The 23,212-nt window shown below is 60.9% G+C and carries 19 protein-coding genes; 6 read left to right on the plus strand and 13 right to left on the minus strand.

The window, feature by feature from the left end:
* Positions 1–143: 143 nt before the first annotated feature.
* From E4T63_RS09930 to E4T63_RS09965, 8 genes are all read right to left on the minus strand, one after another.
* Positions 144–1,778, minus strand: coding sequence for an ABC transporter ATP-binding protein (locus E4T63_RS09930; protein ID WP_135295374.1), 1,635 nt, complete (start codon positions 1,776–1,778; stop codon positions 144–146).
* Positions 1,779–1,792: 14 nt separating this feature from the next.
* The gene (locus tag E4T63_RS09935; RefSeq protein WP_134785930.1) at positions 1,793–2,815 is read right to left on the minus strand and encodes an ABC transporter permease; all 1,023 of its coding nucleotides are present in this window, start codon (positions 2,813–2,815) and stop codon (positions 1,793–1,795) included.
* A complete protein-coding gene (locus E4T63_RS09940; RefSeq protein ID WP_135295375.1) occupies positions 2,815–3,879 on the minus strand; it encodes a microcin C ABC transporter permease YejB in 1,065 nt (354 codons plus the stop codon). The genes E4T63_RS09935 and E4T63_RS09940 overlap by 1 nt, the downstream gene beginning before the upstream one ends.
* 1 nt (position 3,880) lies before the next feature.
* Positions 3,881–5,746 carry an extracellular solute-binding protein gene (locus tag E4T63_RS09945; protein ID WP_135295376.1) on the minus strand — a complete coding sequence of 622 codons (1,866 nt, stop codon included), beginning with the start codon at positions 5,744–5,746 and terminating at the stop codon, positions 3,881–3,883.
* Positions 5,747–5,975: 229 nt separating this feature from the next.
* Positions 5,976–8,687, minus strand: a complete 2,712-nt coding sequence (locus tag E4T63_RS09950; protein ID WP_167797068.1) for a TonB-dependent receptor — start codon at positions 8,685–8,687, stop codon at positions 5,976–5,978.
* Positions 8,688–8,893: 206 nt separating this feature from the next.
* Positions 8,894–9,295 carry an ExbD/TolR family protein gene (locus E4T63_RS09955; RefSeq protein ID WP_003223575.1) on the minus strand — a complete coding sequence of 134 codons (402 nt, stop codon included), beginning with the start codon at positions 9,293–9,295 and terminating at the stop codon, positions 8,894–8,896.
* Entirely contained in the window at positions 9,295–10,002 is a 708-nt protein-coding gene (locus E4T63_RS09960; protein WP_007966644.1) for a MotA/TolQ/ExbB proton channel family protein, read from the minus strand. The genes E4T63_RS09955 and E4T63_RS09960 overlap by 1 nt, the downstream gene beginning before the upstream one ends.
* A 51-nt stretch (positions 10,003–10,053) precedes the next feature.
* Positions 10,054–10,872 carry an energy transducer TonB gene (locus E4T63_RS09965; protein ID WP_135295377.1) on the minus strand — a complete coding sequence of 273 codons (819 nt, stop codon included), beginning with the start codon at positions 10,870–10,872 and terminating at the stop codon, positions 10,054–10,056.
* Between the two features lie 1,093 nt (positions 10,873–11,965).
* Here E4T63_RS09965 and E4T63_RS09970 point away from each other — a divergent pair.
* On the plus strand, positions 11,966–12,589 hold the full coding sequence (locus E4T63_RS09970; RefSeq protein WP_096797379.1) for a glutathione S-transferase N-terminal domain-containing protein: 624 nt from the start codon (positions 11,966–11,968) through the stop codon (positions 12,587–12,589).
* 133 nt (positions 12,590–12,722) lie between these two features.
* On the opposite strand, the gene E4T63_RS09975 is transcribed toward E4T63_RS09970, so the two are convergent.
* On the minus strand, positions 12,723–13,163 hold the full coding sequence (locus tag E4T63_RS09975) for a CBS domain-containing protein (RefSeq protein ID WP_027613875.1): 441 nt from the start codon (positions 13,161–13,163) through the stop codon (positions 12,723–12,725).
* Between the two features lie 329 nt (positions 13,164–13,492).
* Between E4T63_RS09975 and E4T63_RS09980 the strand changes: the two genes are divergently transcribed.
* Positions 13,493–15,853 (plus strand): DNA polymerase II, encoded by a 2,361-nt coding sequence (locus tag E4T63_RS09980; RefSeq protein WP_167797069.1) that lies wholly within the window; start codon positions 13,493–13,495, stop codon positions 15,851–15,853.
* Here E4T63_RS09980 and E4T63_RS09985 read toward each other — a convergent pair.
* The 3 genes from E4T63_RS09985 to E4T63_RS09995 all read right to left on the minus strand — a co-directional run bounded on the left by E4T63_RS09985 (position 15,818) and on the right by E4T63_RS09995 (position 18,465).
* Positions 15,818–16,288, minus strand: a complete 471-nt coding sequence (locus tag E4T63_RS09985) for a DUF1810 domain-containing protein (RefSeq protein WP_135295379.1) — start codon at positions 16,286–16,288, stop codon at positions 15,818–15,820. The two genes, E4T63_RS09980 and E4T63_RS09985, sit on opposite strands and share 36 nt — an antisense overlap.
* A gap of 28 nt (positions 16,289–16,316) precedes the next feature.
* The gene (locus E4T63_RS09990; RefSeq protein ID WP_135295380.1) at positions 16,317–17,138 is read right to left on the minus strand and encodes an aldo/keto reductase; all 822 of its coding nucleotides are present in this window, start codon (positions 17,136–17,138) and stop codon (positions 16,317–16,319) included.
* Positions 17,139–17,316: 178 nt separating this feature from the next.
* On the minus strand, positions 17,317–18,465 hold the full coding sequence (locus E4T63_RS09995; RefSeq protein WP_135295381.1) for an aldose epimerase family protein: 1,149 nt from the start codon (positions 18,463–18,465) through the stop codon (positions 17,317–17,319).
* A gap of 234 nt (positions 18,466–18,699) precedes the next feature.
* Between E4T63_RS09995 and E4T63_RS10000 the strand changes: the two genes are divergently transcribed.
* The 3 genes from E4T63_RS10000 (at position 18,700) to E4T63_RS10010 (ending at position 21,840) form a co-directional block, all read left to right on the plus strand.
* Complete coding sequence (locus E4T63_RS10000; protein ID WP_027613880.1) at positions 18,700–19,449, plus strand: hypothetical protein; 750 nt, start codon at positions 18,700–18,702, stop codon at positions 19,447–19,449.
* Positions 19,450–19,625: 176 nt separating this feature from the next.
* Positions 19,626–20,843, plus strand: coding sequence for an MFS transporter (locus tag E4T63_RS10005; protein WP_135295382.1), 1,218 nt, complete (start codon positions 19,626–19,628; stop codon positions 20,841–20,843).
* Between the two features lie 211 nt (positions 20,844–21,054).
* Positions 21,055–21,840 carry a sulfite exporter TauE/SafE family protein gene (locus tag E4T63_RS10010; protein ID WP_064586898.1) on the plus strand — a complete coding sequence of 262 codons (786 nt, stop codon included), beginning with the start codon at positions 21,055–21,057 and terminating at the stop codon, positions 21,838–21,840.
* A gap of 80 nt (positions 21,841–21,920) precedes the next feature.
* Here E4T63_RS10010 and E4T63_RS10020 read toward each other — a convergent pair whose 3' ends face one another.
* Positions 21,921–22,394, minus strand: a complete 474-nt coding sequence (locus E4T63_RS10020; protein WP_135295383.1) for a GNAT family N-acetyltransferase — start codon at positions 22,392–22,394, stop codon at positions 21,921–21,923.
* Positions 22,395–22,603: 209 nt separating this feature from the next.
* Here E4T63_RS10020 and E4T63_RS10025 point away from each other — a divergent pair, with 209 nt between their 5' ends.
* Positions 22,604–23,176: a DUF4174 domain-containing protein gene (locus tag E4T63_RS10025; RefSeq protein ID WP_047291537.1), complete on the plus strand. Its 573-nt coding sequence runs from the start codon at positions 22,604–22,606 to the stop codon at positions 23,174–23,176.
* The last annotated feature ends 36 nt before the right edge of the window (positions 23,177–23,212 follow it).

Below are 23,212 nucleotides of genomic sequence, written 5' to 3' on the forward strand. Positions count from 1 at the left end.
CCGCTGACAGCCGAAGAGGGCTGTTACAGGGACTACCCGTGGCGGAGGCGTTTGGATGCAGTGCCCGAAAAATATTTTCCACCTCCTCCGATCTCCCCCTGTGGGAGCGGGCTTGCTCGCGAAGGCGTCCTGTCAGTCGATATTCATGTCACAGGCATATCGCATTCGCGAGCAAGCCCGCTTCCACAGGGATTTGCGTCGGGCTTGAGGCCGGAGGCTTTCAGCAGTTCCTGGGTGTAGGGGTGGGCTGGCGCGGCAAAAATCTCCCGCGACGAACCCTGTTCCACCACCTTGCCATCCTTGATCACCAGCAAGTCATGGGCCAGCGCATGCACCACCGCCAGGTCATGGCTGATGAACAGATAGGTCAGCCCATGCTTGATCTGCAGTTGCCGCAACAGCTCCACCACTTGTTTCTGCACCGTGCGATCCAGCGCCGAGGTTGGTTCGTCGAGCAGGATCAGCGCCGGCTCCAGCACCAGCGCGCGGGCAATGGAGATGCGCTGACGCTGGCCGCCGGAAAATTCGTGGGGGTAGCGATGACGGCTCTTGGGGTCAAGGCCGACTTCTTCGAGTACGCGAATCACTGCTGCTTCGCGCTCGGCCTCGGTGCCGATGCCGTGGGTCAGCAACCCTTCGGCAATGATCTGCTGCACCGACATCCTTGGACTCAGGCTGCCGAACGGATCCTGGAACACCACCTGAATCTGTCGCCGCAAGGGGCGCATCAAGCGTTGATTGAGCAGGCTCAGTTGCTTGTTGCCGAAGCGGATATCGCCCTCGGATTCCACCAGCCGCAGGATCGCCTGGCCCAGCGTCGATTTGCCCGAACCGGACTCGCCGACAATCCCCAGGGTCTTGCCGCGTTGCAGGCGGAAACTGACTCCGTCCACCGCTTTGATGTACGCCTGCGAACGACTGAACAAGCCCTTGGGCAGAGGAAACCAGACCTTCAGATCATCGACTTCCAGCAGGTTGTGCTGGTACGGACTCGGCACCGGCGCACCGCTCGGTTCAGCCTCGATCAGCAAGCGGCTGTAAGGGTGCTGCGGCGCGCGAAACAGCGTCTCGCAGTCGGCCTGTTCGACGATTTCGCCGTGGCGCATCACGCACACCCGTTGCGCGATGCGCCGCACCAGATTGAGATCGTGACTGATCAGCAGCATCGACATGCCGAGCCGCTGTTGCAGCTCGATCAGCAGCTCGAGAATCTTCTGCTGCACGGTGACGTCCAGCGCCGTGGTCGGCTCATCGGCGATCAGCAGTTCCGGCTCATTGGCCAGCGCCATCGCAATCATCACCCGTTGCCGCTGACCGCCGGAGAGCTGATGCGGGTAGGCTTTCAAGCGCTGTAGAGGTTGGCGAATGCCCACCAGTTCGAGCAATTCCAAAGTGCGCTCACGGGCGGCGCGGCCCTTGAGGCCTTTGTGAATCTCCAGCACTTCGCTGACCTGTCGTTCCACGGTGTGCAGTGGATTGAGCGAGGTCATCGGCTCCTGGAAAATCATCGCAATCCGGTTACCGCGCAAACCGCGCATCTGCTGCTCGCTGGCGTCCAGCAAGTTCACCCCGTTGTAAGCAATCGAACCGCTGCTGCTGACGGTTTTACCCGGCAGCAGACGCAAAATCGAATGCGCCGTCACCGACTTGCCCGAGCCGGACTCGCCGACCAGCGCCAGGCATTCGCCACGACGAATGTCGAGGTTCAGACCGTGCACCACTTCCTGCCCGGCGAAGGCGACACGCAGGTCGCGGATTTCAATCAGGTTGTCGCTCATGTCAGCTCCTCGGATCAAGATCGTGGATCAAACGCATCACGGCAAGCCTCGCCGATGAACACCAACAACGACAGAATCAGCGCCAAGGCAAAAAATGCCGTCAGCCCCAGCCATGGCGCTTGCAGATTGCGCTTGGCCTGGCCAATCAGTTCGCCCAGCGAGGCGGTCCCGGCGGGCATGCCGAAACCGAGGAAATCCAGCGCGGTGAGGGTGGCGATGGCGCCGGTCAGAATGAACGGCAGGTAGGTCAGGGTGGAAGTCATCGCATTGGGCAGAATGTGCCGCAACATCAGTTCGCTGTCGGTCAGCCCCAGCGCCCGCGCGGCTTTGACGTATTCCAGATTGCGTCCACGCAGGAACTCGGCGCGCACCACATCCACCAAAGCGAGCCAGGAAAACAGTGCCATGATCCCCAGCAGCCACCAGAAACTCGGCGAGACAAACCCGGACAGAATGATCAGCAGATACAGCACCGGTAGCCCCGACCAGATCTCCAGCACCCGTTGCCCGAGCAAATCGACCCAGCCGCCGTAATAACCCTGCAAGGCCCCGGCAACGATGCCGACCAGCGCACTGATGCCGGTGAGGATCAGCGCAAACAGAATTGAAATCCGTGTGCCGAAAATCACCCGTGCCAATACGTCCCGCGCCTGATCATCGGTGCCCAGCCAATTGCTGGAAGAGGGTGGGCTGGGTGCCGGTTCAGTCAGGTCGTAATTGACCGTGTCGTAGCTGAACGGGATCGGCGGAAACAGCATCCAGCCGCCCTGATCCTCGATCAGCCCGTGCACGTAAGCGCTGGCGTAATCCGGCTGGAACGGCAGTTCGCCGCCGAAATCGGTTTCCAGGTATTCGCTGAGGATCGGGAAGTAGTAGGCGCCGTGGTAGCGGATCACCAACGGTTTGTCGTTGGCAATCAGTTCGCCGCCGAGGCAGATCAGGCACAGCCCGAGGAACAGCCACAACGACCAGCGCCCACGGCGATTGGCCTTGAACTGCGCGACCCGGCGCTGACCCAGAGGAGAAAGTGTGAACATCAGGCAGTCCTCGCCGAGAAGTCGATGCGCGGGTCGAGCAGGGTGTAGCAGAGGTCACCGATCAGCTTGATCAACAGGCCGAACAGGGTGAACAGGAACAACGCGCCGAACACCATCGGGTAGTCACGCGACACCGCCGCTTCGTAACTCATGCGCCCGAGGCCGTCGAGGTTGAAGATGGTTTCGATCAGCAAGGAACCGGCGAAAAACACCTCGATCAGCGCCGAGGGCACCCCGGCCACCACCAGCAGCATCGCGTTGCGAAACACGTGGCCGTAGAGCACGCGGCGTTCGGTCAGACCCTTGGCCCGCGCGGTGATCACGTACTGGCGGCTGATCTCGTTGAGGAAGCTGTTTTTGGTGAGGATGGTCAGGGTGGCGAAACCGCCGATCACCAGTGCTGTAACCGGCAACACCAGGTGCCAGAGGTAGTCGCCGACCTTGCCCAAGGTGCTGAGGCTGTCGAAGTTATCCGACACCAGCCCCTGCACCGGGAACCAGTTGACGTAGCTGCCGCCGGCGAACACCACGATCAGCAGCATCGCAAACAGAAACGCCGGCATCGCGTAGCCGATGATGATCGCCGTGCTGCTCCAGACATCGAACGCGCTGCCGTTGCTGATCGCTTTGCGGATGCCCAGCGGGATTGAAATCAGGTAGGTGATCAGCGTTGCCCACAGGCCGAGCGACAACGACACCGGCAGTTTCTGCACGATCAGATCGGTGACCTTGGCGCCGCGAAAGAAACTGCTGCCCAGATCCAGCTGGGCGTAGTTTTTCAGCATCAGCCACAAGCGTTCGTGCATCGGCTTGTCGAAGCCGTAGTGGTGTTTGATTTCCTCGATCAGCGCCGGGTCCAGCCCGCGACTGCTGCGCCCGGCACCACCCGTCGCGGCGACTTCGCCACCACCGCCCATGCCGTGCCCGCCGAAACCTTGCAGGCGGGCAATGGCTTGCTCCACCGGGCCGCCCGGTGCGGCCTGCACAATCACGAAGTTGACCACCAGAATGCACAGCAGCGTGGGGATGATCAGCAGCAAACGTCGACTCAGATAACGCAGCATGTCACTGGCCCCCCGCGAGCTGGGTGTGCATCTGTTGCGTGGTCAACGGCTTGGTCGAGACCTCCCACCAGGTGTTGAGGCCTTCGTCGTACGCCGGTTGCACCGGCGGCATGCCGAAGCGGTTCTGATACACCGTCGGCGTGCCCTTGGAGTAGTAGTTGGGAATCATGTAGTAACCCCATTGCAGCACCCGGTCGAGGGCGCGGGCGTAATGCACCATGGCGTCGCGGGTGTCGGCCTTGACCAGCCCGTCGATCAGTTGATCGACCGCCGGGTTGGCCAGCACCATCGAGTTCGAACTGCCGACTTGCGTGGCACTTTGTGAGGCATACAGGCTGTACAACTCGCGGCCGGGAGAGACGATCGGATCGCCGCTGCGCGGGAAACTGGTGACGATCATGTCGTAGTCCCGGGCGTTGAGCCGATTGACGTATTGCGCCGAGTCGATCCGCCGTAGATTGAGGGTGATGCCGATCTGCGCGAGGGTGCGTTTGAACGGCAGCAGCATGCGATCAAAACCGCCCTGACCGTCGAGGAAGGTGAACTCCAGAGGCTCACCGGCGGCGTTGACCAGTCGGCTGTGTTGCGGCGTCCAGCCGGCCTCGGCGAGCAGCTTCAGGGCTTGCAACTGCTTGTCGCGGATGTAGCCGCTGCCGTCGGTTTTCGGCGCCTGATACACCGTGGTGAACACCTCGTCGGGAATCTGTCCGCGCAACGGTTCGAGGATCTTCAGTTCCTCGGCGTCAGGCAGGGCGGTGGCGGCCATTTCACTCTTCGGCCAGAAGCTGTTCTGGCGCACGTAGAAGCCGCGCATCATCTGCTTGTTGGTCCATTCGAAATCCCACAGCAGGCTGATCGCCTGACGCACGCGGCGATCCTGAAAAATCGGGTTTTGCAGGTTGAACACGAAACCTTGGGCGGCGGTGGGTTTCTGCGGAGCGAGGATCGCCTGCTGCAAGCGACCGTCACGCAGCGCCGGACTGTCGTAACCCACCACATAACCGGACGAGGAAAACTCGCGGTTGTAGTCGAACGCCCCGGCCTGCAACAGTTGCCGGGCGACGTCGGTGTCGCCATAGAAATTCACCGTGAGCGTGTCGAAGTTGTACATCCCGCGACTGACCGGCAGGTCTTTGCCCCACCAGTCCGGGTCGCGCTGGAAACTGATGCTGCGCCCGGCATCGACCTTGCTCACGCGGTACGGGCCGCTGCCCAGCGGTGGCTCGAAGCCGCCGCCGTTGGCGAAATCGCGAGTTTTCCACCAGTGTTCGGGCACCACGCGCAGGGTCGCCAGGTCCAGCGCCAGGGTGCGGTTGAGGTTGTTCTTGAAAGTGAAACGCACCTGCCGTGGGCCTTCGATCAGCACGTCCTGCACGTCGGCGTATTGCTGGCGATAACTGAGGCTGCCCTTGGTCATCAGCAGGTTGAAGGTGTAGCGCACGTCCTCGGCGGTGATCGGCGTGCCATCGGCGAAGCGAGCCTTGGGGTTCAGAGTGAAGCGCACCCAGAGGCCATCGGGATCGCGTTCCATCTGTTGCGCGACCAGCCCGTAAACGGTGTACGGCTCGTCGAGCGAACGGAACGCCAGTGGCGCATACACCCAGTCGTTGACCTGCACCACAGAAATGCCCTGATCGGCATACGGGGTGATGTAGTTGTACTGGCCGATTTCCATCGACGCACGACTGAGCGAACCGCCCTTGGGCGCGTGCGGATCGACGAAATCGAAATGCTCGAAACCCGCCGGATACTTCGGAGCCTCGCCGTATACCGTCAGTGCGTAGCTGCCGGCGGCCATTGCCGGCACGGCGGCGCAGAGCAAAACGCCGCCGAGCAGCAGGCCTGCCATGTTGCGCATGAATCTCATGAAGTTTTTCCTCTAAGCCCGAAAACTCACTGGCAACGCTGAAAACTGTGGGAGTGCCCTGTGGTGAGGGGATTTATCCCCGACCGGCTGCGAAGCAGTCGCAAACCCATTGCATGCGGTGATTCTGGTCATCCGCAGTTCAGGTTTTGGGGGCGCTTCGCACCCCATCGGGGATGAATCCCCTCACCACAAAAGCTCAGTCACACAAAGGATGTGTCCAGCCCTGGGGTCAGAAGTGATACGTCATGCGCGCAAACAGCGTGCGGCCCAGCGGGTCGGTGTAGCGCGGGTCATAGCCGCTCTGGAAGTTGTAGGCCTGGTTGGTGAACGGCGGGTTGCGGTCGAACATGTTCTTCATCCCCGCATCCACGTCCAGCACCTTGTTGAAGGTGTAGCCGGCCGACAGGTCCCACACCGAATACGACGCGACGCGCGCATGGGTATCGCGGTCGTAGTCGTTGTAGCCGGTGGTGAAGCGGTTGGTCAGCGACGCACGAGCCGCGCCGAAGGTCCAGCTGCCGGTGAGGTTGTGTTTCCAGCGCGCGATCACCCCGTCCCCTTCGAAGTCGCCGACCTTGTCGGTAAACGGACCCTTGATGGTGCTCTGGAAGTCGTAACTGTCGACGTAGGTGCCTTGCAGCCCCAGACCGAACTGGCCGTAAGGGGTGTTCGGGAAGCGGTAATCCAGCGACACATCGACACCGTTGGTTTCGACGATGCCGAGGTTGGCGTTGCCGGTGACGATGTAGTTGAGCGTGCCGTCGGCGTTGCGCACGAAGCGATCCGGGTAGCTGCCGGCCTGATCGAACACGGTGGATTCAGGGAACGGCTGGATCTGGTTGGAAATGTGAATCCACCAGAAATCCAGACCCACCGACAGGTTGCTGACCGGCTGATAGACGAAGCCCAGCGTCACGTTGCGCGCCTTCTCCGGAGCCAGATCTTCATTGCCGCCGATCTGATTGAGGAACTGCTGGCCGCAATCGCGCCCGCCGTTGCCGCCCGGTTGCACCACGCCACCGGTACACAGCACCGGGTCGTTGTAGTAGCCCTGGGTGTAGGTGATGCTGCGCGGCGAATACAGCTCGTAGAGCGATGGTGCACGGAACCCTTCGCTGTACGCGCCGCGCACCACCAGCTCCTTGAGCGGCTGATAACGGAACGAATATTTCGGGTTGGTGGTGCTGCCGAAGTCGCTGTATTTGTCGTGACGCACGGCGGCGGACAGTTCGAGGCTGTCGAGCACCGGCACGTTGATTTCGGCGTACGCGGCTTTCACGCTGCGGTCACCTTCGACGCTGCCGGCCGGGTCGATGCCGAGGCTCTGGATATCACCGGCAAACTGTTCGAAGTCCTGGTGGAATTTCTCTTTGCGGTACTCTCCACCCAGCGCCAGACCGGCGGGGCCGGCACCGAACCAGTCACCGATCTCGCGGCTGATCCGCCCGTCGAAACCGGCCACGCGGCCGACAGCCGTGGAGTAGGCGCCGTGGTACATGGCCTGGTCGATGTACTGCTGACCGGCGGCGGATTGCGGGCCAAACGGGTTGAGCAGACCGCTGGCCAGACCGTTGATCATCGCCTGATCGCTGACATATCCGCTGGTGACGCTGGAGACGATTTTGTTCTGGTTGTACGAGGCGCCGACGTTGTAATCCCAGCCGCCGACCAGACCGTCGAAGCTCAGCAGAAAGCGCTGGCTGGTGTTCTGGTCTTTCGATTCACGCGGGCCGGCAGCGGTCTCGCGCCAGTTGACATCGACCGGTTGCGTCGGGTCGAGGGCGAAACCAGTCGGGCCGGGGGTGATGCCGTTGCCGGGGTAATAGGGCGACGAGGAATCCAGGCTCAAGCCGGTGAGCGGCGCCGGGCCGACCGCCGTGGCGTTGTTGTTGCGCGACCAGAAGTATTCGAGGTTGACGTTGTGGTCATCCGCCAGCTTGCCGGTGGTCTTGCCGAAGAACGACGTCTTTTCGGTTTGCGGAATCAGGTCGATGTATTCGCGGGTGCTGAAGCGGCACAGGCCATCGCGCGCCACCAGATTGGGGCCGTTGCAATTGCTGTTGGCCAACGGGTTGGTGGCGTTGCCGTTCTGGCTGTAGTTGCCGGGGAACGCGGTGCCGGAGGTCTGATCCAGACCGCGGCCGGGCACATAGTCGCGGGCGAAGGAGCGGTCGTTGGCGTCGAGGTTCTGCTGCTTGTTGTAGTTGAACACGCCGAGCACGTTGAAGCGGTCTTGTTCAAGATCACCGTAGCCCCAACTGGCGCTCATGTCTTTGGTGGCACCGCCGCCGCTGTGGGTCGGGGTTTCGCCACCGAGGGTGAGCTGGCCGTCGGTCATGGATTTCTTGGTGATGAAGTTGATCACGCCGCCGATGGCGTCGGTGCCGTAGAGGGCCGACGCGCCGTCGCGCAGGACCTCAACGCGCTCGATGGCGGCAAACGGGATCATGTTCAGATCCACCGCGCCGCCGGCCGAGTTGGTGCCGGACAAGGCGTTGTTCGCCAGGCGTCGACCGTTGAGCAGCACCAGGGTCTTGTTCGCGCCGATGCCGCGCATGTCGGCAAACGAAGCTCCACCGGTGGCGGCGCCGACCGAGCCGGCGCTGTTGTTGATCGACTGGCTGCCGGTGATCCGCTGCACCAGTTCGGCGGTGGTGGTCACGCCCTGTTTGCGCAACTCATCGGCCTTGAGAATGGTGATCGGCACCGCCGTTTCCGCATCGACCCGGCGAATCGCCGAACCGGTCACTTCCACCCGTTGCAGTTGCGTGGTCGGCGCCACCACCGCTGCCGCGGCGGGCACGGTGGCGCTGTCATCCTCGGCGGCTTGCACAGTCCCGGCGCCCATCCCCATGGCCACCAGATACAACGGGACAAAACGGTGACGAGAGATCGTTGCCACCAAAGGTTTGAGCGTGAAGCGTGGAGTGTTCATCAGCATGGTTGTTTCCGACTTGTCAGACGTTATCGAATTGGCCTTGTGAGCCCCTCATTGCTCCGCTATCGGTGATACCGCGTGCGGAAAACCACTTTCTTCAAGCAAGCCGATCCCCTCCGAAGACGCCTGGCGTTTTTTCGGTCGGCTGATTGCGACGGGATGCTTCAGCGGTGCCGGGCGCGCTTCTCAACGTGCGGCCGGCACCGCACTCAGTGGGTGGTCATCACCGAAATCTTGCTGATGCCCGAACGTTCGATGGAGGCCATGGCCTTGGCCACCTGGCCGTAGTTGACGTTGGCGTCGGCCTGCAGCTGCACGCGCACTTCGGCGTCCTTGGCCTTGACCTCCTTGAGGCTGGCTTCCAAAGACTCCGGCGCCAGTTCGGTTTTTGCCAGGTAGAACTTGCCGTCCTGATCGACGCTGACCACCACCGGGTCTTTCTTCTCGGCGGGAGCGACGGCATCGGTTTTCGGCAGATTGACCTTGATCGCATTGGTCATCAGCGGCGCGGTGACGATGAACACCACCAGCAGCACGAGCATCACATCCACCAGCGGCGTGACGTTCATTTCGCTGAGCACTTCATCGCTGTCTTGCGTGGAGAACGACATCAGCTGGCCTCCCGCACGGCGGCTGTGGTTTTGCTGGCGATGGCCTGGCGGCTGATGGAGAACGCACTGCGCGAGGCGAGGGCGTCGAAGTCGTGGGCGAAGTCATCCATGTCCGCCGAGGCGAGTTTCAGGCGGCGCAGGAAGAAGTTGTAAATCAGCACTGCCGGGACCGCGACAGCGATCCCCACGCCAGTGGCGATCAGTGCATGACCGATCGGGCCGGCGACCGCTTCAAGGCTGGCCGAACCGGTTTCGCCAATGCTTTGCAGGGCTTCCATGATTCCCCACACGGTACCGAACAGGCCAATGAACGGCGCGGTGCTGCCGATACTGGCGAGAATCGCCTGACCGTTTTCCAGCGAGCGGCGTTCCTTCTGAATCTGCTGGCGCAGGTTGCGCTCCAGGCGATCGGAACGGTTGATGGTGTGCGCCAGTTGTTGCGTGGTGCGCGGCGACTCTTCCACCAGCAAGGCTTCGAAGCCGCTGCTGGCGATGCGCGCCAGCGAGCCCGGATACTGGCTGGCGTGTTCGGCAGCGGTGAGCAGATCCGGCGCGCCCCAGAAGGCTTTGCTGAACTGTTTGTTCTGGGCTTTCTGGCGCAGGTATTGCGCCGACTTGACCAGCAGGATCGCCCAGCTGACCACGGAAAACAGCACCAGGCCCCAGAGCACACCGGGGACAATCATCGAAGACAGTGAATTGTTCATCGCTACACCTCGCTTGCATTAAGTCGGTTGTGAGTTCGTCGGGTTGTGCCGTTATTGCGGCAATTTGAAATCGATGGTCTGGGTGGCGAAGCCGTCAATCGGCGTGTCACCGCGTTTGGCCGGAATGAACTTCCAGTTCTTTACCGCCGCGACGGCGGCGTCATCCAGTTGCGGCTTGCCGCTGGACTTGGTCACTGTCACCGAGCCGGCGCGACCGTTGGCCAGCACCTGAATGCGCAGCACCACGCTGCCTTCCCAATTGCGCCGCAGCGCCAGCGACGGGTATTCCGGCGGCGGGTTGCCAAGGCTGGCGAGACCGGAAATCGCTGCCGATTCCTTGACCGGGGCAGGCGCTGCGGCCGGGGCCGGTGGCGCGCTCGGTGTCGCCGGCGCAGCGGGAGCGGCCGGTTGTGCCGGGGCGGGCGGAGCTTTCGGCGGCTCGACTTTCTTCACCGGTTTGGGCTTCTCGACCGGTTTCGGTTTTTCGATCGGCTTGGGTTTCTCTACCGGTTTTGGCGGTGGCTTGACCGCGTCTTCGTCTTCCACCGGTTGTTCAGGTTCCGGAGGGGGCGGCGGTGGGGGTGGCGGTTCCGGTGTGGGCGGTGCCGGCGGCGTCGGGCTGCTCAGCTCGACGGTCATTTCCGGAATCTGCGGCGGAGTCGGCAGTGGCTCGGGCCGGGTCTGCTGGAAAAACCACCAGGCGCCGCCGTGTATCAGCGCCGATACCGCCACCAGCAACAGCATTTGCTGTTTGTTCAACCCGCCGGGTTGCGAGGTATTGGCCGTGAAGGCTGGCCTGTCCGGTGACAGCGGGATTGGCGCTTCCCGTAACGACCCCGGCAGGGTTCTGTGCTTTACCGCATCGTTCATTAAAGCTCCCTCGGGTTGATGAAGGGCAATAAGGTGCCGTCCGAACATAGGGGTGATGTTCGAGTGGGTGGGTGTAACTTTCTTCAAGGTGTACGCAGGCCGATAGTTGAACTATCTATAGAACAGGGCTTGCTTACAGTTACTGGCTTAGAGCCATCGACTTCGAGTGTTCATTGGCCATTCCCTGGTTGTTCTTCTATCGCTTGAGATCAGTGTTGTTGTCTCATGCTTGTGCTTTTTGCATGTAGCAACCGCTGTGCCAGATGTTGCCGAAATGTATAGGTCTTATTTCATCAGTGTTACCCATGTCGCATTTATATAAGTTTTGCCTTGGTCGTGTATTTCTCCGGCCAAGAGTTTCCCGAAACTCCATTGAGTGGAGTTTTTTCAGAGGCGAGTCAGGCTCTACGCGGTATCACGCTGATCGGCGGGATAGAGCGGCGGCTTGGCTAACGGCCCGGGCACTTGCTGGTGCGCGGCGGACTGATTTGGTGCGGGTCTGTGTTTTAGCGGGTCACGGCGTATGTTCCTTGTTCTTGTTTAAATGAAATCAATGTTTCCAGTGCTGAATAATCCAACTCACTGGAGCCGTTTTGGTGCACTTGCAAAGTCGCTGAAAGTTATTGTCCGACAATCCCGCCTGCGTTCATTTAATACGGCGCAGGTGCAGGAATTTTTGCAGTTGTATTTAAAAAATAAATAACACGCCGTTGTCGGCGAAGCGTCATCGCCAATCACGGTGTGTGGTCATGGAGTCAGGTAATAAAGTAGAGGCACTGGCCGCCGGGACTGTTCGAATGAACTCGGCGTTGTTGATAAACAAGCAAGCAGAGGCTGATGCGGCAGAGCGTTTGAAGATTCACGCGGTGAACTCCTTGTTGCCAGCTCGGATACGCGAACTTTTGGTTCGGTATCGCACCTTACAAGAACGCGGATAGCGTTCGATGATTGCTCTTGGTGCGGGATGGGCACCGCCAGCGCTGTTTTGCGAGGTTTGAATTCGCAAGTCGCCAATGCATGGGAAAAACGTGCCCAAGCGGATACACCCGCTATAAATAGGGCTACACAGATCTGTCGAGATCGAGGAGGGGGCATGTATCAACTGTACGGACATCGCAATTCAGGTGCCGCAGCCATCGAGGCAGCGCTGGAGTTATGCCAGATCGCCTATCGCTTTATCGATATCGAAGCCTCAAGCGAAGCCGCCGAGGCACTGGCGCGCCTCAATCCACTGAAGCAGGTGCCGACCCTGCAATTGCCCGATGGCAGTGCGATCACCGAGAGTGTAGCGATTCTGATTCATCTGGGCCTGAGTTTTCCCGAGTCCGGTCTGTTGCCGGCCAAGGCGGCTGATCGTGATCAGGCGATTCGCGGCATGGTCTACATCGCCAGCAATTGCTATGCAGCCATCGGCGTCATCGATTACCCCGAGCGCTGGCTGGTGATGCCCGACGAAGCCTCACGGCAGAACCTGATGGCCGGCGCACGTGAGCGCCTGCACTGGAGCTGGGAAGTGTTTGCCGATCAGTTTTCCGCCGAGTTGTACCTGGACGACGAAACGCCCGGCGCGCTGGACGTGCTGGCGGCCGTGGTGACGCGTTGGGCGGGGAGCCGCGAGCACTTGCGCCAGACACGTCCGGGGTTTTATGCGTGGTTGCAGCGTATTGACAGGCATCCGGTGCTGGCGCCGGTGTTTGCCCGGCATTGGCCGTCCTGAACACCCTGTTAACCAATGTGGGAGCGGGCTTGCTCGCGAATGCGGTGTGTCAGTCGAAATATCTCTGATTGACACACCGCATTCGCGAGCAAGCCCGCTCCCACAGGGGGGGTAGTGCCTGGACGAGAGTAGATCACTCCCCGCGAATGTACTGCTCCAGCTGCTTGATCAGTTCCGCCTGCTCGGCAATCGCCTCTTTCACCAGGTCGCCGATCGACAGCAAACCGATCAACTTGCCGTTCTCCACCACCGGCAAGTGGCGCAGGCGTTTGTCGGACATGATGCCCAGGCAGGTGTCGACGGTCTGGTGGGTGTCCACGGTGATGACGTCCTTGACCATGATGTCGCGCACCGGTGTTCCCACTGACGAGCGCCCGTGCAGTACCAGTTTGCGTGCGTAATCACGCTCACTGATGATGCCGACCACTTTGTCATCTTCCATCACCACCAAGGCCCCGACGTTTTTCTCGGCCATTTTCATCAGCGCTTCGAGCACCATGTGACCGGGATCGATATGGTGCACTTCCTGATTTTTCTGATCTTTGAGCTTGAGCAGTTGTGCGACGGTCTTCATGGCGGTTACTCAGGTGTTGTCGTTGTTACTCAAGCATCGTAGACCCTTGCGCGCAGGGCAAGGTGGCAAAGCGGCAGATAGCACGCAAAAAACGTCATTTGCCGGTTTTTCCGGCTCACCTCTAACCCTGTGGCGAGGGAGCTTGCTCCCGCTGGACTGCGTAGCAGGCCCAAACCCTGAGAATTCGGTTTGCCTGATGCACCGCATTGCCTGGTTTTACGACTGCTGCGCAGGCGAGCGGGAGCAAGCTCCCTCGCCACAGGGAATGGGGTTATCCCTTGAAGGGCAGCGTAGAATGCCCCTCTGATTCAATTCCTGAGGTTGCAGTGGTGGATTTACAGCAGGGCTTCGTCCTGACCCGGCATTGGCGCGATACCCCGGCCGGCACCGAAGTCGAGTTCTGGCTGGCGACCGACGCCGGGCCGCGCCGTGTGCGTCTGGCGCCGCAGACGTCAGTGGCGTTTATCCCCGCTGCACAACGCGAAGCGGCCGAACGTCTGCTGCACGATGAAAAGAATGTCGAGCTGCGCCCGCTGGCCCTGCAGGATTTCGAGCATCGCCCGGTGCTCGGACTGTATTGCCAGCAACATGGCCAGTTGATGCGCCTGGAAACCGCGCTGTCCCGCGCCGGTGTCGATGTCTTCGAAGCCGACGTGCGTCCGCCCGAGCGCTACCTGATGGAGCGCTTCATCACCGCACCAGTGCTGTTCGGCGGTAGCGCCGACGCTGACGGCGTATTGCTCAACGCTCAACTCAAACCTGATCCGAAATACCGACCGCAACTACGGCTGGTCTCGCTGGATATCGAAACCACCGAAACCGGCGAGCTGTATTCCATCGCCCTCGAAGGTTGCGGCCAGCGTCAGGTGTACATGCTCGGCGCGCCCAACGGTGACGCGAGCATCATCGACTTCGATCTGGAATATTGCGACTCGCGCACCGTGATCCTGAAGAAGCTCAACGACTGGTTCGCCCTCCACGACCCCGACGCGATCATCGGCTGGAACGTCGTGCAGTTCGACCTGCGCATCCTTCACGAACACGCGCGACGCCTCGGTGTGCCGCTGAAAATCGGCCGTGGCGGTGAGGAGATGCAGTGGCGCGAACACGGTAGCCGCACGCACTACTTTGCCTCGGCAGCGGGGCGCTTGATCATCGACGGCATCGAATCGCTGCGCTCGGCGACCTGGAGTTTTCCCTCGTTCAGCCTGGAGAATGTCGCGCAGACCCTGCTCGGCGAGGGCAAGGCGATCGACAACCCGTACCAGCGCATGGACGAAATCAACCGCATGTTCGCCGAGGACAAACCGGCGCTGGCCAAGTACAACCTCAAGGACTGCGAACTGGTCACGCGGATCTTCGCCAAGACCGAACTGCTGACGTTTCTCCTCGAACGCGCCAGCGTTACCGGCCTGCCTGCGGATCGCAGCGGCGGCTCGGTGGCGGCGTTCACCCATTTGTACATGCCGTTGATGCACCGTCAGGGTTTCGTTGCGCCGAACCTGGGCACCAATCCGCCACAGGCCAGCCCCGGCGGCTTCGTCATGGATTCGCAGCCGGGGCTGTACGAGTCGGTGCTGGTGCTGGATTACAAGAGCCTGTACCCGTCGATCATCCGCACCTTTCTGATCGACCCGGTGGGCCTGATCGAAGGCTTACAACACCCGGACGACGCCGATTCGGTGCCGGGGTTTCGCGGTGCACGTTTCTCGCGCACCCGGCATTGCCTGCCGTCGATTGTCGCGCGGGTCGCCGAGGGCCGCGAGACCGCCAAGCGCGAGCACAACGCACCGCTGTCGCAAGCGCTGAAAATCATCATGAACGCCTTCTACGGCGTGCTCGGCTCCAGTGGTTGCCGATTTTTCGATACGCGTCTGGCATCGTCGATTACCTTGCGCGGCCACGAGATCATGCTGCGCACCCGTCAGCTGATCGAAGCGCAGGGCCACGCGGTGATCTACGGCGACACCGATTCGACCTTCGTCTGGCTGCGTCGCGCGCACGGTCAGGAGGAAGCGGCACAGATCGGTCAGGCGCTGGTCAAGCACGTCAACGACTGGTGGCGCGAGCATGTGCGTGAGGAATACGGCCTGCAAAGTGCTCTCGAATTGCAGTACGAAACCCACTACAAACGTTTTCTGATGCCGACCATTCGCGGTGCCGAGGAGGGCAGCAAAAAGCGCTACGCCGGACTGGTGACGCGCGCCGATGGCAGTGACGAAATGGTCTACAAGGGCCTGGAAACCGTGCGCACCGACTGGTCGCTGCTGGCTCGGCAGTTCCAGCAGGAACTCTACGAGCGGATCTTCCAGCGCAAGCCGTATCAGGATTACGTGCGCGATTACGTACGCAAGACCCTGGCCGGCGAATTCGATGAACGACTGGTCTACCGCAAACGCCTGCGCCGCACCCTCGATGACTACGAACGCAACGTGCCGCCGCATGTGCGTGCAGCGCGGCTGGCCGACGATTACAACGCGCAGCAGGGTCGCCCGCGGCAGTACCAGAACGGCGGCTGGATCAGTTACGTGATCACCCTGGCCGGGCCGGAACCGCTGGAAGTACGCCGCGCCGCGATCGACTACGACCACTACATCACCCGCCAGCTGCAACCGGTGGCGGACGCGATTCTGCCGTTTGTCGACGACGATTTCTCAACCCTGATCGGGGGGCAACTGGGCCTTTTTTGAGTCCAGCAGTTGCAGGGTCCATTCATCGAGGATGCCGTGGAAGTAGCGCTCCAGCGCCTGAGCGAACGGGCAATCTTCGGCGCTGAACTGCGCAAACAGCGTCATTGAGGAGTGAAACTTCAGGTCATCGGGGTGGCCGAAAATCTCGGCAATCGAGCGCTGGCGGATGTTCAGTACCAACTGCGTGCAGATGCGCAGCCGCGCACCGAGCAGGTCGTGGGTCAGATAGGCCCGCGCTTCTTCGGCGGATTGAATGGCGTAACGCCGGGACATCTCGCTGCCGCCCAGCCCGGCGAACTGCGGGAACACAAACCACATCCAGTGGCTGCGCTTGCGCCCCTCACCGAGTTCACGCTGAACCCGTTCGAACACCGGGTCCTGCGCCTGGACGAAACGCTGCAGGTTGAACGGGTCATGCTGATCAGTGCTTCTCATGACGAAGCCCTCGCCAGCGCCCAGCGACTCAGACCATCGCCAGCCGCTGCTTGCGTTGTGGCGCTTTGAATACTTGGTCCAGCGCCGCCAGATCCCCGGCATCCAGTTGCAACTGCGCCGCTTGTGCATTGAGTTGCACATGTTCCGGTCGCACAGCCTTGGGAATCGCAATTACCCCATCCTGACGCAGAATCCACGCCAGCGAAACCTGCGCCGGGGTCACGTTGTGACGAGCGGCAATCTGCTGTAGCGCTGGTTCGGCGAGCATCGCGCCGCCCTGGCCGATCGGGCAGTACGCCATCAACGGCATGCGCTGTTGCTGGCACCAGGGCAGCAAGTCGAATTCGACGCCGCGCTCTTCCAGGTTGTACAGCACCTGATTGGTCGCGCAGGCCGGATTGGCCAGTTCTTCGAGATCATCGACGTCGAAATTCGACACGCCCCAACGGCCGATCTTGCCGTCCTCGCGCAGGCGTTCGAAGGCTTCGACGGTTTCTTCCAGCGGATACTGGCCGCGCCAATGCAGCAGATAGAGGTCGATGTAATCGGTGTCGAGCCGGCGCAGACTGCGCTCGCAGGCTTGCGGGATGCCTGTGCGGCTGGCGTTGTGCGGGTAGACCTTGCTCACCAGAAACACTTGGTCGCGCAGACCGGCGATGGCTTCGCCGACCACGCTTTCGGCACCGCCCTCGGCGTACATTTCTGCGGTGTCGATAAGGGACATGCCCAACTCGATACCTTGTCGCAGCGCGGACACTTCACGCTTGTGCGCCGAGCGATCTTCGCCCATGCGCCAGGTGCCCTGGCCGATCACTGGAACCTGCACGCCTGCCAGTTCAAGGGTACGCATTCAAACCTCCTGTGCTGATGGTCATACCTTAGTGGGCAGCAGGATAGCGCAGGGGTTCCAATGGAGGTCGATGAACCTGTGGCGAGGGGATTTATCCCCGATGGGCACGCAGCGCCCCCAAGAAGCAGGGTTGCTGCGCAACCCATCGGGGATAAATCCCCTCACCACAAGGCAAGTGTTATTTCGCAGAGAACTTCAACAACACGCTGTGGCTGTAAGTCTGCCCCGGATCGAGACGCGTGCTCGGGAAGTCCGGCTGATTCGGCGCATCCGGATAGTGCTGCGTTTCCAGGGTAAACGCACCCCAGTGCGGATAGACCTTGCCACCCTTGCCCTTGACCGTGCCGTCGAGGAAGTTACTGGTATAGAACTGCACACCCGGCTCGCTGGTGAACAGCTGCAAATGCCGCCCTGACTGCGGATCGCTGACCTCGGCGGCGACTTTGTTCACATCACCTTTGCTATCCAGCACCCAGTTGAAATCGAAGCCACCCTGTTTCGGCTCGGCGAATTTCAGCTGTGGGTGATCGGCCTTGATGTGCGTACCAATGGCGGTGGGTTTGGTGAAGTCCATTGGTGTGCCGGCCACTGGCGCCAGTTCGCCGGTCGGGATCAGTTTGCCGGTGACCGGGGTGTAATGGCTGGCGTGCAAGGTGGCCACCTGCTTGAGAATGTCGCCATTGCCGGCGCCGGCGAGGTTGAAGTAGCTGTGGTTGGTCAGGTTGAGCACCGTCGGTTTATCGGTGCTGGCCTTATAGTCGATGCGCAACTCGTTGCTGTCGGTCAGGCGATAGGTCACTTGCGTGGTGAGATTGCCGGGGAAACCCATTTCACCGTCTGCCGACAGATAGGTGAGGGTCACGCCGACGGAATCCTTGTCCTTGGTTTCCTGCGCTTTCCAGACCTTCTTGTCGAAACCCTGAGTACCGCCATGCAAGGCGTTGGACTTGTCGTTCTGCGGCACCTGATAGCGCTTGCCGTCGAGTTCGAACGCGCCGTCCGCGAGGCGATTGCCGAAACGGCCGATGGTCGCACCGAAATACGCCGTGCCTTTCTGGTAGCCCTGGACATCGTCGAAACCCAGCACCACGTCAGCGGCTTTGCCGTGTTTGTCCGGCACCAGCAGTGATTGCAGGGTGGCGCCGTAGGTGATGACGGTCGCCTGCATGCCGTGGCTGTTGCGCAGGATGTATTGCTCGACAGGCGTGCCGTCATTGGTTTTGCCAAAGGCTTTGTGCTCGGCGCTGAGGCCGGCCGCGTTGGCGGAGAGGGTGGCGATCATCAGGGACAGTCCGAGGCCGGAGAGCAGGTGACGTGATTGAAGCATGGTTGACCTTCCTTTTTGTTGTTGTTTTCAAAACAGGGTAATAGTCATGCTAATTGTGGGTTGAGTCAGAATTTATAGCCGGTTAAAGGTTTAGTGCAAATATAAAGTCATACTAAATAGTTGCCGAAGGTCGGGAAATCGTGCCAGCGCTGCACTTTTCCGGATTCGGCGGCTCTATCCATGGCCAGGATGCGGCGACGCCCGCCGCACAGGAATGTGCCCGTTCGAGAATTCATGCCGAGAGTTTTTCACCCGATCGCCCGATTTTTTCGCCGCCCGTGCCTGTTGCTGGCCTGTCTGTCATCGCTGTTTGTCAGCGGTTGCACGCACCAGACGGGCAACGGTTTCATCGCTCAGATGCGTGACGGTCAACCGCAGGAATTCCTGCAGACCAGCGTCGACCGTATGGCCACGTTGGCGATGCGCGACAACCTCAACAGTCTTTATCGGTTGATGGGCAAGCTGTATTTGCGCAACCCGGAAGAGCTGCGCAAATCGGGATTCCTCGACATCAACACCGCGGTGAAACAGGTGCGCCTGGCCGTCGAGCAGCAGCAACCGTTACCGGTGTTGGGCGGGCGCAAAGATCTGGCGGCGCTCAGCTATGCGATGAGTCCGGAGTTTCTCGGGGATCGGGTCGGCGCCTTCATCTATGCCATCGGCAGCATGCTGGTCACCGCCCACGGCAATCGCATCGAGTTCTACATGACCGATGCAATCAACCCGACCTTCGTCCACAACGCCGCGCGCAATATCGAGAAAGCCACGTGGATTCTGGCCCAGCGCCAGAACAAGGAAGGCCAGCCGCTGCTGTTCTCCAATGAAATCTCGGAGGAGGGCAGCAACCTGAGTTTCGCCACCGAGTTCGGCAAGATCGTCGCGCGGCTCGACCTGCTGGCGCAGATGCTTGATGAGCGCTACCGGCGCATCGGCCTGAACTACGCGCAGAGCCTGCTGTTCCTGAATTTCCTTCCGGTGCAGTAAGTGCGGAGATCCAATGTGGGAGCGAGCCTGCTCGCGAAAGCGATCTACCAGGCGCTGAATCTCTGATAGATCCACCGCATTCGCGAGCAGGCTCGCTCCCACATTGATCAAATTGTGCGTGGGATTTTTGTATACAATCCATCGCTACTATTGATCCAAAGGGAGCTGCACCTGTCATGACCGACTCCGCAAGCACCGACTTCAACCGTATCGACCGCGCTACCCGCACAGAAAAACTGCCCTATGCCGCGTTACTGGCGTTCGCCATGACCGGCTTCATCGCCATCCTCACCGAGACCCTGCCGGCCGGGCTGCTGCCGCAGATCGGCGCCGGGCTTGGGGTCAGCGAAGTGCTCGCCGGGCAACTGGTGACGCTGTATGCGCTGGGCTCGATTGTCGCGGCGATTCCGCTGACCGTCGCCACCCGGGGCTGGCCACGGCGGCGGGTACTGCTGATGACGGTCGGTGGCTTCCTGGTGTTCAACACCGTGACTACGTTTTCCAGCCATTACGGCTTGACCTTGGCGTCGCGGTTCCTGGCCGGGATGGCGGCAGGCCTGTCGTGGGGAATCATGGCCGGCTACGCCCGTGGCATCGTGCCGGTGCACCAGCAGGGACGGGCGTTGGCAATCGCCATGCTCGGCACCCCGGTGGCGCTGTCGCTGGGCACCCCGGCGGGAACCTGGCTGGGCAACCTGATCGGTTGGCGCGCTTCGTTCGGGATCATGTCGGCGCTGGCGTTGGTGCTGGCGGCGTGGATTGTGCTGGCGGTGCCGGACCGTCCGGGCCAGGCCAGCGCCGAACGCCTGCCGTTGCTGCAATCGCTGCGTCTGCCGGGCGTACGGCCGGTGCTGTTCGTGGTGCTGACCTGGATGCTTGGGCACAACATTCTCTACACCTACATCGCGCCATTCCTGATGCAGGCCGGGCTGGCCGAGCGCGTCGATCTGGTGCTGCTGGTGTTCGGCCTGTGTTCGCTGATCGGGATCTGGATCATCGGCCTGCTGGTGGACCGCTGGTTGCGCTGGCTGACGCTGATCAGCCTCGTGCTGTTTGCCGTGACCGCACTGGTGCTGGCGCTGATATCCCCGTCGCCGTGGCTGATCTACACCTGCATGGCCGTGTGGGGCCTGTCGTTTGGTGGCTCGGCGACGTTGCTGCTGACCGCTGCGGCGGATTCGGCCGGCGAGCATGTGGACGTGGTGCAAGCGATGCTCACCACCTCCTGGAATGTGGCGATTGCCGGCGGCGGCCTGTTTGGCGGGTTGCTGCTGGATCGGGCGGGGGCGATGTCGTTTCCATGGGCATTGTTGATCCTGTCGCTGATCGCGCTGGCGACGGTGTGGATCAACCGGCATCACAGTTTCAAACCGGGCCGGCGCGTCACCGCATGACTTTGTAGGAGTGAGCCTGCTCGCGATAGCGTTTTATCAGACACGAATGATTTGTCTGCGGAGGCGCTATCGCGAGCAGGCTCACTCCTACAGTAGAGATGATGTGGATTTGAACAAAGGCATAACGATAGACCGCATCGATATATGTGGTTATATGAAAAATCGCTATGCTGCGGGCCAGATTTTTCCTGTCGTTTTTCTGGACGTCTTAATGGAATTGGCAAATTTCGGCCTGGTGATTGCCGGGCTGGTGGTGGGTTTTATTGTCGGCATGACCGGTGTCGGCGGCGGTTCGTTGATGACGCCGATCCTGCTGTGGTTCGGCATCAACCCGGCAACAGCGGTGGGCACCGACCTGTTGTACGCGGCCATTACCAAATCCAGTGGCGTGCTGGTGCACAAGAAGAACAACAACATCGACTGGGCGATCACTGGCTGGCTGACTCTCGGCAGCGTGCCGGCAGTCGCCATGACCCTGTGGTTTCTCAGCACCCTGCACACCGCGCCCGAGGCGATGAACGCGATCATCAAACAGGCCTTGGGCTTCGTGCTGTTCGCCACGGCGCTGGCGATTCTGTTCAAGAAGCGCCTGCTCGAATTCGCCCACAAACGCGCGGGCGGCAACTACAACCCGAGCGGCGCGCGCCTGAATGTGATGACAGTGATCACCGGGCTGATCCTCGGCACCATGGTCGCCCTGACCTCGATCGGCGCCGGCGCCCTCGGCACGGTCGCGTTGTTCATCCTCTATCCGCTGCTGCCGACCCGGCGTCTGGTCGGCACCGAAATCGCCCACGCCGTGCCGCTGACCCTGGTTGCCGGTCTGGGCCACGCGAGCATGGGCAACATGGACTGGGGCGTGCTGGGCTTTCTGCTGATGGGTTCGTTGCCAGGCATCTGGCTCGGCAGCCACCTGACCGGGCGCATTTCCGATGAATTGCTGCGCCCGTGCCTGGCGACCATGCTGCTGCTGATTGGCTACAAACTGGCGTTCTGATGTAGGAGCTGCCGCAGGCTGCGATCTTTTGATCTTCGTTTTTACAATCAAGATCAAAAGATCGCAGCCTGCGGCAGCTCCTACGCTGCGGTATGAAGGATGTTGAATTTCATGACGGTCACCGGCAAATCCTCGTAGACCAGATCCTCGACCACCTCCCAACCCAACCCCGCATACAGCGATTGCGCAGCGTCGGTGTACAGATACAACTCAGTCACTCCCAGCGTCGCCGCCTCGGCGACGATCCTGTTGACCAGTTGCGAAGCAATTCCGCGTCCGCGTTCTTCGGCTTTCACGTAGACGCCCGCCAGCCACGGCGTCAGTTGCGGGCGGATCTTCATGTCGCTGTCGATCAGCAGCGCGCCACCGAGCAATCTGTCGTCTTCAATGGCCACCACCACGCTGGGAACCGCACCCTTGCCGCAGGCCGCGCGCATCCGCTCGGTGCGGGCTTCAAGGGTATCGCCGTCACGGAATTCGCCCCATTCCTTGAAATTGAGTTCGGCGAGTTCCTCAATCAAATGCGGGTGATCGCACAGGTAGTCGATGTGCATGGGTTGAACTCCATTTCGTGGGCAGAATGACCACCCTAATGCGCTCACAAAAGGTAATCAAATCCGCGTTACGATTACGCCGATGCAGTTGCGCAATGACGCGGCTGACCTAAGCTTCTGACAAGGCGAAACATATTTGCCGGGCACGACCCCGGAACAATCGCCGCGATGCGCAATCATTAGAGCGTGGATATCAAAAGGAGATGCGCATGCTCATCAGGTCACTGACCCTGACACTCTTGCTGGCGATTGCCGGCCCCTTGTTCGCCGCTGACAATGACTCGCCCATAGCCGGGGATATGGGACGGGCCCGACCGTTGATCGTGATCGCCCAAAGCACCGTCGACCCGGTGTGGGTGGGGTTGAAAAAGTCGCTGGAAGATCCGGCGAACAAGAAGGGCGTCACCGACCGCAACATCAAGGTCTACACCATCCTCAATATGGCCGGACAACTCGATGGCAAGGATCTCGGCCAGCAAGACACCATGGCTTTGCTGCGGTCGCTGAAACTCGGTGCCGGCGCGTATCCTAAAGTGTTCCTGCTGGGCAAGGACGGCGAGACCAAACTGTCGGCCTCGGGCGATGAAGCGAAATCGGTGGACCTGAAGAAAATCTTCGACACGGTTGACGCGCTGCCGGCGAGCGAGAAAGAAATCAGCGCACCAACGGTCGCCGAAACCAAGGCCACCGCCGCCGAACCGGCAGCCAAGAAAGGCGAGAAGGGCGCCAAGGCGAGCAAACCGGCGAAACCGAGCAAGCCACCGGAAATGCCGGATGATTGATTGAGGCAGGCTCTGAATAAAAAATGGCGAACGTCT

Source organism: Pseudomonas fluorescens (assembly GCF_004683905.1).
GTDB classification, from domain to species: Bacteria; Pseudomonadota; Gammaproteobacteria; order Pseudomonadales; family Pseudomonadaceae; genus Aquipseudomonas; species Aquipseudomonas putida_A.

Excerpts from the sequence above, each read along its gene's own strand:
- E4T63_RS10005 (WP_135295382.1), top strand. The coding sequence starts at position 19,626 with ATGACCGACTCCGCAAGCACCGACTTCAACCGTATCGACCGCGCTACC.
- E4T63_RS09930 (WP_135295374.1), bottom strand. The coding sequence starts at position 1,778 with ATGAGCGACAACCTGATTGAAATCCGCGACCTGCGTGTCGCCTTCGCC.
- E4T63_RS10000 (WP_027613880.1), top strand. The coding sequence starts at position 18,700 with ATGCCGAGAGTTTTTCACCCGATCGCCCGATTTTTTCGCCGCCCGTGC.
- E4T63_RS10025 (WP_047291537.1), top strand. The coding sequence starts at position 22,604 with ATGCTCATCAGGTCACTGACCCTGACACTCTTGCTGGCGATTGCCGGC.
- E4T63_RS09955 (WP_003223575.1), bottom strand. The coding sequence starts at position 9,295 with ATGTCGTTCTCCACGCAAGACAGCGATGAAGTGCTCAGCGAAATGAAC.
- E4T63_RS09995 (WP_135295381.1), bottom strand. The coding sequence starts at position 18,465 with ATGCTTCAATCACGTCACCTGCTCTCCGGCCTCGGACTGTCCCTGATG.
- E4T63_RS09970 (WP_096797379.1), top strand. The coding sequence starts at position 11,966 with ATGTATCAACTGTACGGACATCGCAATTCAGGTGCCGCAGCCATCGAG.
- E4T63_RS09935 (WP_134785930.1), bottom strand. The coding sequence starts at position 2,815 with ATGTTCACACTTTCTCCTCTGGGTCAGCGCCGGGTCGCGCAGTTCAAG.
- E4T63_RS09985 (WP_135295379.1), bottom strand. The coding sequence starts at position 16,288 with ATGAGAAGCACTGATCAGCATGACCCGTTCAACCTGCAGCGTTTCGTC.
- E4T63_RS09960 (WP_007966644.1), bottom strand. The coding sequence starts at position 10,002 with ATGAACAATTCACTGTCTTCGATGATTGTCCCCGGTGTGCTCTGGGGC.
- E4T63_RS09975 (WP_027613875.1), bottom strand. The coding sequence starts at position 13,163 with ATGAAGACCGTCGCACAACTGCTCAAGCTCAAAGATCAGAAAAATCAG.
- E4T63_RS10010 (WP_064586898.1), top strand. The coding sequence starts at position 21,055 with ATGGAATTGGCAAATTTCGGCCTGGTGATTGCCGGGCTGGTGGTGGGT.
- E4T63_RS09990 (WP_135295380.1), bottom strand. The coding sequence starts at position 17,138 with ATGCGTACCCTTGAACTGGCAGGCGTGCAGGTTCCAGTGATCGGCCAG.
- E4T63_RS10020 (WP_135295383.1), bottom strand. The coding sequence starts at position 22,394 with ATGCACATCGACTACCTGTGCGATCACCCGCATTTGATTGAGGAACTC.
- E4T63_RS09965 (WP_135295377.1), bottom strand. The coding sequence starts at position 10,872 with ATGAACGATGCGGTAAAGCACAGAACCCTGCCGGGGTCGTTACGGGAA.
- E4T63_RS09945 (WP_135295376.1), bottom strand. The coding sequence starts at position 5,746 with ATGAGATTCATGCGCAACATGGCAGGCCTGCTGCTCGGCGGCGTTTTG.
- E4T63_RS09940 (WP_135295375.1), bottom strand. The coding sequence starts at position 3,879 with ATGCTGCGTTATCTGAGTCGACGTTTGCTGCTGATCATCCCCACGCTG.
- E4T63_RS09950 (WP_167797068.1), bottom strand. The coding sequence starts at position 8,687 with ATGCTGATGAACACTCCACGCTTCACGCTCAAACCTTTGGTGGCAACG.